Origin of the sequence: Spirulina major PCC 6313 (assembly GCF_001890765.1) — a bacterium.
GTDB lineage: Bacteria > Cyanobacteriota > Cyanobacteriia > Cyanobacteriales > Spirulinaceae > Spirulina > Spirulina major.
The window spans coordinates 3,501,758-3,517,234 of the sequence record NZ_KV878783.1 but is presented as its reverse complement, the minus strand read 5'-3'; the positions used below and the strand labels follow the sequence as shown (position 1 = coordinate 3,517,234).

The 15,477-nt window shown below is 52.4% G+C and carries 9 protein-coding genes; 4 read left to right on the top strand and 5 right to left on the bottom strand.

The annotated features are described in order from the left end of the window. Positions 1-46 precede the first annotated feature (46 nt). The gene (locus SPI6313_RS15480; RefSeq protein ID WP_139276665.1) at positions 47-2,056 is read left to right on the top strand and encodes a hypothetical protein; all 2,010 of its coding nucleotides are present in this window, start codon (positions 47-49) and stop codon (positions 2,054-2,056) included. Positions 2,057-2,188: 132 nt separating this feature from the next. Here the strand turns inward: SPI6313_RS15480 and mfd are convergent, their stop codons facing one another. Further along, positions 2,189-5,671, bottom strand: coding sequence for a transcription-repair coupling factor (gene mfd / locus SPI6313_RS15475; RefSeq protein WP_072621813.1), 3,483 nt, complete (start codon positions 5,669-5,671; stop codon positions 2,189-2,191). A gap of 443 nt (positions 5,672-6,114) precedes the next feature. Between mfd and SPI6313_RS15470 the strand changes: the two genes are divergently transcribed. Next, positions 6,115-7,617 (top strand): methyl-accepting chemotaxis protein, encoded by a 1,503-nt coding sequence (locus SPI6313_RS15470; RefSeq protein WP_072621812.1) that lies wholly within the window; start codon positions 6,115-6,117, stop codon positions 7,615-7,617. Positions 7,618-7,700: 83 nt separating this feature from the next. Here SPI6313_RS15470 and glgA read toward each other — a convergent pair whose 3' ends face one another. From glgA to SPI6313_RS15455, 3 genes are all read right to left on the bottom strand, one after another. Further along, positions 7,701-9,164 (bottom strand): glycogen synthase GlgA, encoded by a 1,464-nt coding sequence (glgA, locus tag SPI6313_RS15465; RefSeq protein ID WP_072621811.1) that lies wholly within the window; start codon positions 9,162-9,164, stop codon positions 7,701-7,703. A gap of 241 nt (positions 9,165-9,405) precedes the next feature. Then, entirely contained in the window at positions 9,406-9,822 is a 417-nt protein-coding gene (locus SPI6313_RS15460) for an ATP-binding protein (protein WP_072621810.1), read from the bottom strand. Between the two features lie 3 nt (positions 9,823-9,825). Beyond that, entirely contained in the window at positions 9,826-11,484 is a 1,659-nt protein-coding gene (locus SPI6313_RS15455) for a SpoIIE family protein phosphatase (protein ID WP_072621809.1), read from the bottom strand. Between the two features lie 412 nt (positions 11,485-11,896). Between SPI6313_RS15455 and SPI6313_RS15445 the strand changes: the two genes are divergently transcribed. After that, a complete protein-coding gene (locus SPI6313_RS15445) occupies positions 11,897-12,478 on the top strand; it encodes a DUF3038 domain-containing protein (RefSeq protein ID WP_072621807.1) in 582 nt (193 codons plus the stop codon). Between the two features lie 24 nt (positions 12,479-12,502). Then, entirely contained in the window at positions 12,503-13,855 is a 1,353-nt protein-coding gene (locus SPI6313_RS15440) for a DUF4335 domain-containing protein (protein ID WP_072621806.1), read from the top strand. A gap of 366 nt (positions 13,856-14,221) precedes the next feature. Here the strand turns inward: SPI6313_RS15440 and SPI6313_RS15435 are convergent, their stop codons facing one another. After that, positions 14,222-15,439, bottom strand: a complete 1,218-nt coding sequence (locus tag SPI6313_RS15435) for a bifunctional sterol desaturase/short chain dehydrogenase (protein WP_072623173.1) — start codon at positions 15,437-15,439, stop codon at positions 14,222-14,224. Positions 15,440-15,477 lie beyond the last annotated feature (38 nt).

Here is a 15,477-nt window from a genome sequence, read left to right as displayed (position 1 = left end):
GCCCTTGCTATTCTTTCCGTCACTCATTCGTGGAGTTTGTTTCATTATGATGTCTAAATTTGCCCGCAAAACCGCTCTTTCTTTAGGTCTTTTAGGTGGCTTGGCTGCCGTTGCTGTCGCTCCTGCGGCAGAAGCTCAAGTTCGTGTCACGGGTGGTAATGTCTCCGGTGCAGCCGGCTTCTTCATCCCCGATTCAGGAAACATCAGCCTCTTCGACTTGGCAATTCAAAACATGCAGATTGTCAGCCCGAACGGGGTTCTGACCAATCCGCTGTTTATCCCCACCGCTACAGGGGGATTCGTTGACGCAGACACCAGTAATTCGGTAACGGCTGGGGATACAGGTTTGATCACCGGAAAACTGTCCGGGATTGCCTTTAGTGCCAATGGCTCCTTAATCCCGTTCTCCCAAGTGGACACCGCCCTGGCGTATAACGTGGGGAACTTCACTCAAATCGGTAACCCGATTGTGGGATCTCTGATTTCTGCGAATAACTTGCCGCAGCTTTTCATTCCTACGGCTAAAACGATTACTTCATCTTCGAGTGAAGTTACTATCACACCGGGTGTGAGCAGTGGCCGTGGGATGTCCATCGGTTCCTTGAATGCAAATCTCACGGCGGGTGTGATTAATCTACCTTCAGATGTGCAATTCCGTTCATCCTCCTCTCCGGTCGTTCAAACGCCCTACAGCTTGCCCCGTAACCTCAAGTTCAAGTTTGAAGGCAGCAATGTTACACCGGAATCGGGTTCGGATTTAGACCCGACGGATAACGAAATTCAGTTCATTGGTCAAGCTAACCAAGCTTTTGAAGTTGCCACCTTTGGTGATGGTAATAGCACCTCCTTTAAACTCAAAGCAGATTCAGGCTTCCTCGATATCACCTTGGGTAATGTTCAGGTTAACTCCACCAGTGGCACAGGGACGTTGAACGATACTGACCCCACGACCTACAAAATCAATGGTCAAACGGAAGGTATCTTTGCTCTCTTCGCGCCGGGTCAAATTGCGGCTCAAGGTTCAGGCCGGAATACCACGATGGAATTCCAGCAAGGTGAAAATGGCTTTAAAGCGAACACGGCTGGGGGTGGTAATGTGACACTTTTAGCGGCTGCTTCGGGTGTGGGTAATGGAACGGCAATTAGCACCGGCTTTACCAATTACCAAATTGATACCTACCGTGCAGCGACCAGCAGCAGTGAATTCTCGGCTGTTCAAAATGTGAGTGAAGCGGCATTCATCAACAAAATCAAGTTTGGCAATATCAATATTGTCTTTAACCTGACAACGGGGCGTTTCGCAGATGAAAGTGGTAGCGAGAATTTTGTAACGAGTAGTTCTGTCTCGGCTAGTGCCGTGCAAGCTTTGATTGCGGCGCTGTTAAATGATGTTCAATTTGTGAACTCTAGCAGCAATGTCATCAGTATCTTTTCCGGTGCGTCGGAAAGCAATTTTGAGTTGGTTGCGGCTCGGAGTTTTAATCTGAAGGTGCGCTCCAACCGTAGCGGCCGCGTCAAAGTGAAGTTCGTTCAGCGTGGTGGTCGTCGCATTTTTGTTGCCCTGCGAGGTGATGTGGGTGTGGGTGCGTTTGAACAAGTGGGCCCCGGCAGCCGGATGTTCCCCGGATTGTTTGGAACCCGTCAATTGTCGGAGGAAGATGCTGAAGCAGTATACGAGTTGATCGACACGCTTGAAATCAGTGATGCCGATGATGTCGATGATGATGCTGATTCTGATGATGATGTCGATGATGCTGATGATGATGATTCTGATGACAATGAGTCTGATGACGATGAGTCTGATGACGATGAGTCTGATGATTCTGATGACGATGAGTCTGATGATGAATCGGCTGATGCTGAAGACGGTGAACTGCCTGCTGCTATCACGGGTTTAGAAAGCCTCTCTGATGAAGAAGTTGATGCGATCAACTCTGAAATCGAGTCCCTCAGCACTCCTGCTGAAGAACCTGCTGCTGAAGAGCCGGTTGCTGAAGAGCCTGCCGCTGATGATACCGAGGCAAGCTTGGTGGATGATGCTCCGGTTGCCGAATAAGGTCTGATTTTAAGTGAGAGAACTAGCATCAGTTCTCTCATGATTCAAAGCCTAAGCGAAAGGGAACTCTTGAAGAGTTCCCTTTTTTGCTGGGTGATACTTATTCTGTTATGAACGATCGCACTTCCCCATTCAGGAACGACTACTCCCGATCGCGTCGGGACTGGGTAATCCCCCTTGAATTTTACTGAGCCATTCAATGAGGTTGCTGAGTTGTTGATCGGGTTTGAGGACACCTAGGCCGCGGACGGTGACTTTTTTCGGGCTGTAGACGAAGCGCGATCGCAAGTGTTTCGGTAAATGTTCATCCAATAAACGCCAGGCGGGTTCTTCCATGGGGGTTTCCAGGACGATATGTTGGGGGCCATCGGGCTTAATTCGGGAGAACCCAAGGGATTTGGCGATTTGTTTGAGGCGTACCACTTGGATGAGTTGGAGGGCGGGTTTCGGGATGGGGCCGTAGCGATCGTACCAGGCTTCTTCAATTTGGGCTAGTTCCCGCTGCGAGTTTGCCGACGAAACGGCCCGATAGGCCGCCATTTTTTGCTCAAGGTCGGGAATGTAGTCGGCGGGAATAAAGGCGGTGAGTTTGAGGTCAATTTGGGTATCTTCCACCTTGGGAATTTCTTGGCCGCGAATTTCTTGTAAGGCTTCTTGCAGCATTGACATATAGAGATCAAACCCCAGTGCGGCCATCTGCCCGGACTGCTCCGCACCTAAAATATTGCCCACGCCGCGAATTTCCATATCCCGCGTCGCGAGTTGATAGCCAGAACCGAGTTGGGTAAATTCTTGAATGGCGCGTAAGCGTTTGCGGGCGGTGTCGGAGAGGGTTTGATTGGCGGAATAAAGGAGCCAGGCGTGGGCTTGAATCCCCGATCGCCCCACCCGACCGCGCAATTGATAGAGTTGCGACAGGCCAAAGCGTTGGGCATCTTCAATAATGATTGTGTTGACGCGGGGAATATCAAGCCCCGATTCGACAATCGTGGTGCAAACGAGGATATCCGCTTCACCATTGTTAAAGGCGAGCATGGTGGATTCGAGGTCACTTTCGTTCATTTGACCGTGGGCGATCGCCACTCGCGCACTGGGCAACATTTCCACCAACTGCGCCGCCAAGCTTTCAATTCCCTCCACCCTCGGCACCACATAAAAGGTCTGGCCGCCGCGATCCAATTCATTCCGGATCGCCGTGCGCACTACGTCGGGATTATAGGGTGAAAGATGGGTTTGAATCGGGCGGCGCGACGGGGGTGGCGTAGTGATCAAACTCATTTCCCGAATTCCCGATAGAGACATATAAAGGGTGCGCGGAATCGGTGTTGCGGTGAGTGTTAACACATCAACCTGAGTTTTTAAGGCTTTGATTTTTTCTTTTTGATTCACCCCAAATCGCTGTTCTTCGTCAATGACCAACAGGCCGAGATCGTGAAATTGCACACTTGATCCTAAAATTTGCTGCGTCCCGATCAACACATCCAATTCACCACTTTTTAATCGCTGGAGCAGTTCTCGTTTTTCCGAAGCGGTGCGGAACCGATTTAACAAGCCAATTTGGATCGGGTAGGGGGCGAAACGTTCTTTGAGGGTGTGGTAATGCTGTTGAGTGAGAATCGTTGTCGGGGCTAAAAAGGCGACTTGTTTATGACCGGAGACGATCGCTTTAAAAATCGCCCGCACCGCTACTTCAGTTTTGCCAAACCCCACATCCCCACAAACGAGGCGATCCATGGGGCGATCGCTCTCCAAATCTCGCTTCACATCCTGGGTTGCCTTCAGTTGATCCGGGGTGGGTTGGTAGGGAAACGAATCCTCAAGCTCCCCTTGCCACGGTTCATCGGGAGGATAAGCAAACCCCGTTTGTTTGGCGCGTTTGGCGTAGAGTTCGAGCAAATCTACCGCCACTTTTTTAATCGCCTTGCGGACGCGGGCCTTAGTGCGTTCCCAGGTTTTCCCGGCCATTTTGTTCAGTTCTGGGGGACGTTTCCCCGAATGCTGAAACCGCGACAAACTATCCACCGAATCCGCCGGAACACGCAACGTCCCATCGTCATATTTGAGGGCTAAATAGTCGCGCCCTTCGATGGTTTCGAGTTGTAAAAACTTGCCGATCCCGTGGCTGCGGTGAACGACATAATCCCCCGGCGAGAGCTTATTGAGGTCTACTTGTTTCGAGACCGCCCGCCGCCGTTTGCGAATGTAGGTGGGACTGGTGAGGCTGTGCTGGCCGAAGAATTCCCGGTCGGTGACCACCACGAGGCGATAGGTGGGTAAAATGAACCCTTCGAGTTCCGCCAGGCCGGAATATTTGAGGGCGATCGCACTCCGTTGCGTCTGCAAACGCTCAATCGCTGGATAGTCGTGGGGATTAGGAATAAACTGCGCCACACAATCATGCTCTTGCAGCAAGGACACCGCCCGCGAGGGTTGAGCCGACACCAACCATTGATTATATTGCTTCAGACTTAATCCCCCAGGCGCATCCCGCTGACCCCGGAGCAATTCCGCCAAGCTCCCGAACTGGTGCGGTGTCGTGGGTAAAGCACGGCTGGCCAGATTCACCCCTACCCCATCAACCACTAACTCGGAGAGATAGATCGCTGAAAATCGAGAGTGGAGCGCCGTGCTAATCGTGGCGAAATCTCGATGGAGGGGCGGCACTTGGGGCGGGTGGGCGTGCCATTGCACCGTCACATACTCCACCCAGCGGGCACAGTGGGCCGCGCAGGTATCGGGTTCATCCACCACCACCAAGGTTTCCGGGGGTAAATAGTCGAGGAGATTGGCGGGTTCTGGGTAAGCGAGGCCGAGGTAGCGGCGCAAACCGAGGGGATAGTCGCCATTTGCGATCGCCTCTTGCTCCTCCACCGGCAGATCGGGATGATCCTGGAGGGTTTCCGCCAGGAGGGGCGTAAAACTTGTGGGCGTGAGGGTGAGGCGGGGGATGCTATCGAGCGATCGCTGCGTCGCCGGGTCAAACTCCCGAATCCGCTCCAACTCATCCCCGTACCATTCCAAGCGCACCGGCAATTCCGTCGAAACCGGGAACACATCCACCAAATCCCCGCGCCGACTCCATTGCCCCTCACTTTCCACCAACGCCACCCGCTGATATCCCAATTGCGTCAACTGATGATCCAACGCCTTCGCCGTCATCGTCATCCCCGTCTGCACATTACACAGATGGGACTTTAACAACTCCGGCGGGGGAAGATGAGGCTGTAACGCCCGCTCTGTGGTCACAATCACCCAGGATTCCGCTGCATCCTCTGGATACACCTGCTCACTGAGCACCACCAACTGCCCCCAGACCATCTCCGACTCCGGATCAAGGGACTCATAGGGCGAGGCTTCGGAGGTGGGATAAAACCGGATCGCTTTCCACCCCATCACCTCCAACTGTGCCGCCCAGCGTCCGGCTTCTTCGAGGGTGGGACAGACAATGAGTAAGTTACGTTGCGTCGTTTGCGCGATCGCACTACTGACCAACCCTTTCGGTAAACGAGACGCTCCATTGAGATGCAAGGGGGTCTGCTGATTTTGCAATTTTTGTACAAAATCCTGGGTCAGTGGGGAGCGAGCGATCGCCCGCACAACAGAAGAAAGCGCCATGGGATGAGGAGAAAGTAGAGCCAGTTTCCCCATCATACGCTGAATCCTGTAAGGAGAGCGTGCTCAACAAATCCGGATTCATTCATGCGGAAAATGAAGACTGTAGTCTACCTAGGATGCAAAATTTTCTGTGATTCAAAATTTCAGTGATCCAGATCTCAAGTCTACGATTCTGATTCATGAGACCTTAACGCTCACGAGTCTGGAGAATCACAACGTTTGGATGTCTCTTTTCTCACACAGCATTGAGCACCCTATTTTTCAGTCAACCATAACGTGATCTCCTTCAACACATCACGGTTTTAGCCATCAGATTATCGCCTGAATCCTGATCACTGCAATCAGAACATTTTTTTCGATTTTAATGTCATGATTATGTCAATTGCACAACCTGTAGTTCTTAAAAAAAATTTGCTCTCTATGCACGGAGTACAATCATTAGTATGTTGAAATCTTTGAACTTTCGACAAAAGATCTTAGTGGGCTATGCTCTACCCATATTCGCTTTGTTTGGTGCTGCTGGGTTTGGGTGGATGAGTGCGCAGCGTGTTTTTCATGTTTTTGAGATTATCCATGATGCCGATACACTGCTACAAGAATCAGACCGATTAGAACTCTCAACTTCTAAGCTGATTCAGACGGTGCGGGGGTATTTATTAATTCAAGAGCCCCGATTTTTAAGTCAGTACTCTGAGGCAAAACGTTTATTTAATCAGTCTATTACAAACCTGCAAGAGAGTCAGTATTTTACCCCCGACCAGGTAAGCCGTCTTCAGATGATTGATCGTCTGACCACGGACTATATCCAAATGGCAGACCAAATGATCCGCCTGAGTCAAGCGGAACAGCAAAAAGAAGCCATTGACTTGATCCGTTTAGAATCTAGCCGTCAACTTACAGAGGAATTGACCCAGCTCGATCTAGAGTTAGATCAAAGCATCCGTCAGATGACTGAGGACTATCAAGCGGAGGCGGAACAAGCCCTGAATCAGTTGGTGCTGGGGCTAATCCTGAGTGCTGTTTTATTGGGTGGAATTGCCCTTGCTCTCGCTTGGTGGATTGTTAATCAAGTGAGTGATGTAATTTTGCAATCAACTCAAACGATTGTTTCGTCTTCCAGTGAAATTGCTACAACCATTGAACAGCAAGAACGGACGGCAAATCAACAAGCCGCCTCGGTGAATGAGACTACCACCACGATGGATGAATTGAGTACGTCTTCTCAGCAGTCCCGCCAGCAAGCGGATCAGGCGATGGCGATCGCAGAAGAAGTGCAGACGTTAGCTGAACAGGGGAATCATTCAGCGGAGAATATTCTCCAAGAAATGCATGAATTACAGAATCAAGTGTTGGCGATCGCGACTCAGATCACGAATCTCAACGACAAAGCCCATCAAATTAGTAATATTTCAAGGTTAGTGAGTGATATTGCTAATCAAACTAATTTACTGGCGTTGAATGCAGCGGTTGAAGCGGTACGCGCCGGTGAACAAGGCAAAGGATTTACGGTGGTGGCGACTGAAATTCGCAAGCTCGCGGATCAAAGTAAGCAGTCCGCCGAGGATATTCGGACATTGGTGTCCGATATTCAGACGGCGGCAAACTCCACCGTGATTGTGACCCAGGCAGGCACGCAAACCGTAGCAACGAGTATTCAAGTGACGCAAAATACGGCCAGCACCTTTGCAAAGGTGTCTGAATCCATTAATCAAATTGTGATTAATAATCGCCAAATTTCCCTCAATATTGGACAACAAGCGATCGCAACGCAACAGGTGGCAACCTTTATGAGTGAACTCAATCAAGGGGTTCAAGAAACCGCAGCCGGGATTCGACAAACCCGCGTTGGTACACGCCAACTCAATCAAGCTGCCCTCGACTTAAACGCCTTAATTGCCACTCAGGATGCGACTCATTCCATCCCCATTAGCCACTCTGGAGGCTAGCCATTGACATCATCCCCCAAGGGCAAGGTAGGGAGCGATCGCCCCCTACCTTGCCAAGATCAGCACCGTTTTAGAGCAGCCAACTATACGAGAGATTGCGGAGAAGCCGTAGGCGTGGGCGTGGGGGCAATAATCCCCATCGCTACCTTTTCTTCTGGTAACAGTTGCATCGGATCAAGACCTAAAATCTCTTTGTACATCTTGATGTATTCTCGCGCTGAACTTTCCCAGCTAAACTCCTGCCGCATCGCTCGCTGTTGCAAAGCTCGCCATTGCTCTTTATAGCGGAACCCTTCCCATGCCCGCACCATTGAGGTGAAGAAATCCAGGGGTTCGTAGCGATCAAAACAGTAGCCAGTACCAGCCTCGCCCATCGGATCATGATGGCTCACCGTATCCACCAAGCCCCCCGTGCGCCGCACAATCGGGATCGCTCCATAGCGCATCGCCAGCATTTGAGCAATACCACAGGGTTCAAAGCGAGATGGCATCAAGAACACATCACTACCCGCGTAGATCCGACGCGACAGCCCATCGTTATACAAGATCTGAACCGAGGTGCGACCCGGATAGCGCGAGGCAAGATGCCACATCTGGGTTTCGTAGTAGCGATCGCCCGTCCCCAACAGCACAAACTGCGCATCAGAATAAGCCAAAAAGCGATCCATCACCTGCATAATCAGGTCAATCCCCTTCTGCTCCACCAAGCGCGTCACCATCCCCACCAAAAAGCGATCCGGATTAATTTCCAGACCTAACTCCTCTTGTAGCGCGATTTTATTTTCCACCCGCAGATCCAACGTCTCGGTGGTAAAGTTTTCCACAATATAGCGATCGGTGACCGGATTATAGCTCTCCAAATCAATCCCGTTGAGAATCCCCCGTAACTTACTACTCACAAACGACATCAGACCATTTAATTGCTCCCCATAGGCAGGCGTTTGGATCTGTTGAGCATAGGTCGGAGATACCGTCGTCACCACATCCGCAAACTGAATCGCCGCCGCCATCGTGTTATGGCCTTGCATATACCACGGACACCAAGCAAACTGCTCCAGCTTCCAACGCCATGGTCCTTGATAGGCAATGTTATGAATCGTGAACACCGTTTTAATATCCGGTGTTTCATGCATCCACACCGGAATCATCCCGGTATGCCAATCATTACAATGCACCACATCCGGCTTCCAATAATTCCAAGCAAACTCCGCCGCACCATTGGCAAAGAAGGTAAAGCGCCACTCTTCATCATCCCCGTAGTAGATCCGATGGGGATCAAACGCCGGATGCCCAAACAGGTAAAGCGGCACATCACCATCCAACATTTTCGTCTCATAGACCGCGAATTTTTGCAGCATCGCATCACCCCACCACAAAGGCTCATCGGGGATGTCGAGCATCTGATTCAAAAACCCGTAGTACGGCATAAAGATCCGTACATCATGTCCTAATTGACGAAGGATCTTGGGTAAAGTCCCAACCACATCACCCATTCCCCCAACCTTCGCTAAGGGAGCAACTTCTGCAGCAACGAAGAGGATTTTCATATTGCTAATTGTTAACACCAGTTTGCTAAATGTTAACGCCTCGGTGTCGCATCTCTACGCTTTTTTTGAAGATCTGGCAAAAACGGGGATCAACGCTGAACGACAATCTCAACTCTGCCTTGGGGCGTTAGCCACGCTAAAGTGGAGTCTCCTTATCCTGACCACAAAGGAGTCTTCTAGATTGGGTCGTATTCAAGGGGTTGAGGTCGCGCTATTTAATGGGCCTCATCTGGGCAGGACACTAAGCAGATAAGCTCGTTTCAAGCTTCAGGCAGTTTTGGCCATTAACTTGGAGGCGATATTCCACTTTATCCATGAGTCGGTTCATAATCAGCCAACCGTATCCCCCTTCTTGACGATCTTCAGGACTGGGGGGGAGATAGGTGTCAAGGTCATACCCAGTACCATGATCCCAAATTTCTAAGGCAATATCGCGCTCTTTCAGTTCAAGCCTCAGGAGCACGGGGATTTGAGATTGTTCCCGGTGGGCGTGGCGCACGACGTTGGAGTAGGCTTCTACCAGGGCAAGACGGAGACGGTTAGACTGGCGGGGCCATTCGACGGAGTCGCCGAGTTCGAGTTCCAGACAGTCAAGGAGCCAGCGCTCTACAACGGTCAAAAATTTTAAATCACTGGGGATGTGTAGTTCTGTTTTCATGGGTTACAGAACCTCCAACGAGAGCATGGTTTGGTCGTCTTCTTGGACTTGGATGGTGTATTCACGGAAGCACTGCAAGAGATTATCAAGGTTGAATGCACTTGAGCTTTGTTTGATCAATGACCAGAGTCCTTCCTGCATCAACATCTGACCTTGATGTGTGGCCTCGGACTGGTCATTGAGGTTTTTGGACACCGTGGCTTCGGTGATCCCGTCACTCGTCAGCAGAAAAACATCCCCAGAATTGAGGGTGATTTCTCCTACTGTACCCTTCCACTGGGGAAGAATACCAACAGGGATGCCCCGCGCTTTGAGGTAATTAGGCTCAAGGCTGGAGTTTAGGTCGGTCTGAAGTTGGTGATGGGGCCAAATCATGGGGTAAATGTGACCAGCGTTGGCATAGGCGAGGCATTGTTCGCCGGGTCGGTAGCGGGCGATGACCATGGTGATGAAGCAGTTGGTACTGAATAGGTCTTCATTCATGGTGGTGTTGAGGTTGCGCAGGACAGTTTCGGGTTCGGGGGAGATCTCTTGGGCGAGTTCGCGACGCAGGATGGAAATTGCGCTGGCCATGAAGAGGGCGGCGGGTACGCCTTTGCCGGAGACATCGCCGACGGCCAGCCAGACATCGCCTTGGGGGTGGACGTAGACTTCAAAGAAGTCGCCGCCGACTTCGCGGGCGGGGTAGCAACTCGCTTGGACGGTGACGCTGCCGGTGTCGCCCCAACTCTGGCGTAGGAGGTTGTGCTGAATTTGGCGGGCCACTTCGAGTTCGGCGCGCATTTTTTCGGCTTGTTGTTGGGTGCGCTGGTAGAGGCGGGCTTGGGAGATGGCGATCGCAGCTTGTTCGGCGACGGATTCCAGGAGTTGGACATCGTTGGAGGTGGGGAGATGATCGCCATCACGATGGTGGAGATAAATGACTGCCAGGATTTGTTGTTGAACGGTGAGGGGGATGGCGAGTTCGACGGATTCTTGCTCGCTGTTGTCGAGGATTTGGCTCTGGCCGGTGTCGATGACTTTGGCGATTAGGTCTTGAGCTTGGTCACTGGCGATCGCACCTTCTGGATATTCATAGGTTTCATTGAGCAAAGCCCCGGCCTCAACGGGTCGGAGGATTGTCGTTGCGGCCACAAAGTTTTCGCCAATGGTCTTGGTGATCGCCCGCAACATATTTTGGTAATCGAGGGATTCGCGAATGCTGCTGGTGACGACGTTGAGAATTTCTTCGCGGCGGAGAGCGCGGCGGAGTTCGTTGGTGCGCTGCTTGAGGACTTGATAGGTTTCCGAGGCTTGCTGAACAACGGTCTTCAGGTTCTCCGGATTCCAGGGCTTGGTGATGTATTTGAACACCTTACCGGAGTTGATCGCATCAACGAGGTCTTCTACATCGGTGTAGCCAGTGAGGAGGATGCGGATGGTTTCGGGGAAACGATCGACGGTTTTGCTTAAAAATTCGGTGCCATTCATCACCGGCATCCGTTGATCGGAGATGATCACGGCCATTTCCCCCTCGGTATCTAACAGTTCTAAAGCGCTGACGGCTCCATCTGCTTTAAAGACTTTAAAGTCACGACGAAACGTTCTAAACAGCAGGTCTAGATTATCGGGTTCATCGTCTACTACCATCAACTTTAGTTTTTTGGAGCGTGCCTGACTCATGAATTCTCTCCGGTAGGATCACAGGGAGATCCACTCCCTAAGCGCTGGGGGTAACGATTCAATCCAAAACTAGGTTGACCGTAAAATTGTGCGGAACCTCGATGCTGATCGCTGTCGTTAAAGAATGGACAAGAGTCCCAGGGCTTAACAACCAAATTCATGGAAACTCAGTGTTTGTGATGGTATTGCGTGAAGATGCTGTAGAAACTTTTGCCCGCTCTCAGGAGTCCGTGGGGACAGACCAAGCTGCACAACTGTGTTGGCTTGCAGATCTGGGCGGTGTTGAATCATCACTTAGTATGACAATAGAAACTATACCACGCGAACAATCCATACCCCAATCCCTTAGACTTCAATTAATGGGTCTTCTCAGGATTGCCCATCGTTCATTTCTGCTCTGTGTTTTGTGCCTGTGAAGTCCGAAATTAAGGTGTCCACGGCTGCGTCTGATTTACTCCTGTGCCGCGAGTTGGCGGGCGGGGAGTTGGAAAACATGAAGACCCATTTGGATCTGTTGCTGTTGGCCCTAGAGGCGTTGACGGGGGCAGGGTCGGAGGATACGCTGCGGGCGGCGGAGGAGTTGGGGTTGACGGCGATGGTGGGCGATCGCGTTGCCCTGTGGCGGTTGCGCCAGGCCAATCCTCAGCGCAAAAGCTCCGGAGGGCGAAAGAAGCTAGATGTGGAGGAGGCGCGATCGCTCGTGCTGATCATCTGTCACTTAGCGACGCTGCACCACAGCCGCATCCGGCGCGGTGTCTCCCTGCTTGAACAAATGACCCAGCAGCACAAAGACCCGACGCGGGCGGCACTGTTGGGGGATTATATCGACCAGTTCAGTAATACCTATCAAGAGCGGATGGATGAAGCGGTGTTGCCCTCGCCGGAAAGTCTGATGCAATTAGCGTTTAAGTTACTGATTGATCTGTTGTTTTACAGTACGGCTAATGGCCATCGCCGCCTTTGGCTCGCCCTCTTTGACCAAGCCGCATCCTAAGGGGATGTTTTGCCCAGACTACTTATGTTGAAGCTTACTCGCCGCTATCCGCTGCCCACTTGTACGTTGGTGATCACTGCGTTGCGATCGCCCCTCTCGCGCTGGCAAAAACGCCCCGTGGTGACGGATCTCCAGTTTGAACTCCAACTCGATGATCCGCGCAATCCTGAACCGGAGCCGATCAAAATCTGGGGGAACGGGTCCCAACTAGAACAGATTTGTACGGTTGTGCAAACCTATGTCCAGGAAACGCTCCTTGCCAGTGCGCCCCATCACCTGTCTCTGGAAAACAAGGCGATCGCCATGCCCGGCGCAGATCTCACCCTGACTCCCCATAGTCTTTTGCAGCATCAGTTTTATGTGGGTCACGAAACGGTGAAAAGTTCGCAGCCGGTGGTGGATTTGAATGTGACCCAGTTGTCGGACTTGGTGACGGTGCTGGAAACCTTCCAAGGTGAACTCCAACAGTTACCCATTCTTCCCTCGGATGATGCCCTGTTGCCTGCCTGGACAAAAACTGCCGCAGCGGTGGCCGTGGGCGCGATCGCCCTCACCACCGCCGCCCTCTACTTCAATGCCTCCCAAGCCCCGAACACGGTCATTTCCTCCGAACCCACCGCCCCCGAAGTTGCGTCGTCAGATTCAGACCGCGATGTCTTGCCCCCCGCGCCCGATCCGGCTCCGTCTCCCCTTGCCACCCCCACTCTTCCCGGCGAACTAGACACCCTCACCACCGTTCTCCCCCCTACGGGAGTGGATCGCCCCCCTCGCCCCTTGCCGCCGTCGGCGATCGCGCCCTCTCGCGCTAGCAATTCTAACCCCCCCTCTGCTTCCCCACAGTCTGAAGCCAACACCAGCCCATCATCCACCGCAACCTCAGCCCCAGAACCCCAACGCTCTCCATCGTCTCCGCCCCCTCCAGTTCCCAGTACGCCCCCAAGACTGCCGGCTAACCTCCCCCCCCTCGGCGCAACCTCCACCCCTTCCATCGCCACAGCACCCGCCCAAGGCGATCGCAACGCCAGCGATCGCCCCGCCACCAGTCGCGCCAACCCCGCCCCCAATGCCGACTCATCCTCCCTCCCCTTCAACGACATTCCCCAAGTCGGCGAAGTCCGCGCCTATTTTCAACCCCGCTGGCAACCGCCCGACACCCTCAACCAAGCCATTGAATACCGTCTGCGCCTCAACCCGGACGGTTCAATTCAACGCTTAATTCCCTTAGGCCCCACATCGGCTGACTATTTAAACCGCACTCCCATGCCCCGCCTCGGAGAAGTGTTTGTGTCACCCCTCCAAGGGGTAAAATCCGCAGAGATTCGGCTGATTTTGGATCAAAGTGGCGATGTGCAAACCTTTCTTGAAAATCTCAACTAGTGTCTTGTCTAGCTTAAAAAGGTGAGTTGTTATCCAGAGGGGTGAGGGTCGTCGAACCCCGGAGCACCAGACTTCGACTTCGCTCAGTCTTCAAGTTACTTGCCATCTGAGGCTAGACAGTCCACTAGTACAGCGTCAATGCTCAGAATGAGGATGCTTTTTGTGTCACGACATATTTTGAACAGTGGGTTACGGCGGATTGTCGGATTGTAGTGATAGCGGGATTTTAAAGTGATGGCGGGATTTTAAGCCGCCTAATCACCCTACCTAATCACCCTACCTAATCACCCTACGATGAAGCACTATTTTAGCTGTGCCGCGACAGTAGACCATGGGAGAAGGGCCGGGAATGAGGGCAAAACCGGGCTACCCAGACGACCGCGTGAACAGCCGGAAGTAGAGCGATCGCGCCACCTCCTTCACGGGATAGAGCAGATAGGTTAATGGGTTAATCGTGACGATAATATTGCGCACATCCCGCACCGCTAAGGCGACAATTTGCCGCGCCACCCAATCCGCCGACATCACCCCCACCGGGTTCAACTCACTTTTAAACGGCCCCAAAATGAGTTTACGAATCACACAGGGGGAATCTAACCGCCGCAGGGTGATCAGGTCGCCCAGGGTGCGCTTGCTCAATTCATAGAGGGGACTAAAAGCTGGATTGACCTCGGCTTCGGAGGTGTTGAGCCAGACTTCTTTGGTGGCGATCGCTTTATTCGTTGTCACCGTGGTTAAAAAGAGTTCCAACAAGCGCCAACTAGAAAAGGCATTCACTTCGTAGGAGGTTGCGATCGCCCCTTGATCTCGCGCCCCGTGAACATTCACCCCATGATTGAGCAGCAAAATATCTACTTTCTCCAAATGCGCTTGCAGGTCATCTTCTTGGCCCACTTGCCACGTCACCAGGGGCAACGGTTCTGTCTCACCGGGTAGGGTAATCGGCGTTGTGCCAGAACTGAGGGCGATCACTTTCGCGCCCCGTGCTTTGAGGTGTAGCAAGAGCGCCCGGCCGAGGGTTCCCGATGCGCCCGTGACGGCGATGCGTTTGCCTTTGAGGGAGAGTGCTGTACCCATGAGTTTGTCAATGAGGGTGAGTGTGCCGCAAAAATAGGCATTTTGGTCGTCGAAGTGATGCCGCCAATGGTAGGTGCGATTGACGAACCAGGGGGCGGGATGGGTGGGAAAGGGGCCAGGGCGATGGGTGAGATCGGTGAGTTCATCGGCATAGGCAACCCCCGCACCCCGTGCGATCGCCCCCAGCAAAAACACCCCCGTATAGAGCGACCCCACTCCCGCCAGCCAAGGGTACGGCAACACCCACTGCAACGCCAGCCACCAAGGCGCAAGGCTGAACAGCAACATCACCAAGGATTCCGGTAGATCGTTATACCAATGGGCTTGGCGATAGATCTCAGGGCTGATCACCGATAAATCCGGACGAAACACCCGATGATGCCAGCCGTGGAGTTTATACAGGGGTTGCCATTGATGGGCGAGCCAATGGTAAAGATCGCGGATGATTTCAACCCACAGGATTGATCCGACTCCTAAACACCCCGTCCACACCCAAGTTTGGATCATCATAGTTGTTTTAAAATCCTCATCAAAATAGTTTTGTA

Bases quoted from the DNA above. Each gene is read 5' to 3' on its own strand.
- SPI6313_RS15460 (WP_072621810.1), bottom strand. From the start codon at position 9,822: ATGAAAACAGAACTACACATCCCCAGTGATTTAAAATTTTTGACCGTT.
- SPI6313_RS15470 (WP_072621812.1), top strand. From the start codon at position 6,115: ATGTTGAAATCTTTGAACTTTCGACAAAAGATCTTAGTGGGCTATGCT.
- SPI6313_RS15435 (WP_072623173.1), bottom strand. From the start codon at position 15,439: ATGATCCAAACTTGGGTGTGGACGGGGTGTTTAGGAGTCGGATCAATC.
- SPI6313_RS15480 (WP_139276665.1), top strand. From the start codon at position 47: ATGATGTCTAAATTTGCCCGCAAAACCGCTCTTTCTTTAGGTCTTTTA.
- SPI6313_RS15440 (WP_072621806.1), top strand. From the start codon at position 12,503: ATGTTGAAGCTTACTCGCCGCTATCCGCTGCCCACTTGTACGTTGGTG.
- SPI6313_RS15455 (WP_072621809.1), bottom strand. From the start codon at position 11,484: ATGAGTCAGGCACGCTCCAAAAAACTAAAGTTGATGGTAGTAGACGAT.
- glgA (WP_072621811.1), bottom strand. From the start codon at position 9,164: ATGAAAATCCTCTTCGTTGCTGCAGAAGTTGCTCCCTTAGCGAAGGTT.
- mfd (WP_072621813.1), bottom strand. From the start codon at position 5,671: ATGGCGCTTTCTTCTGTTGTGCGGGCGATCGCTCGCTCCCCACTGACC.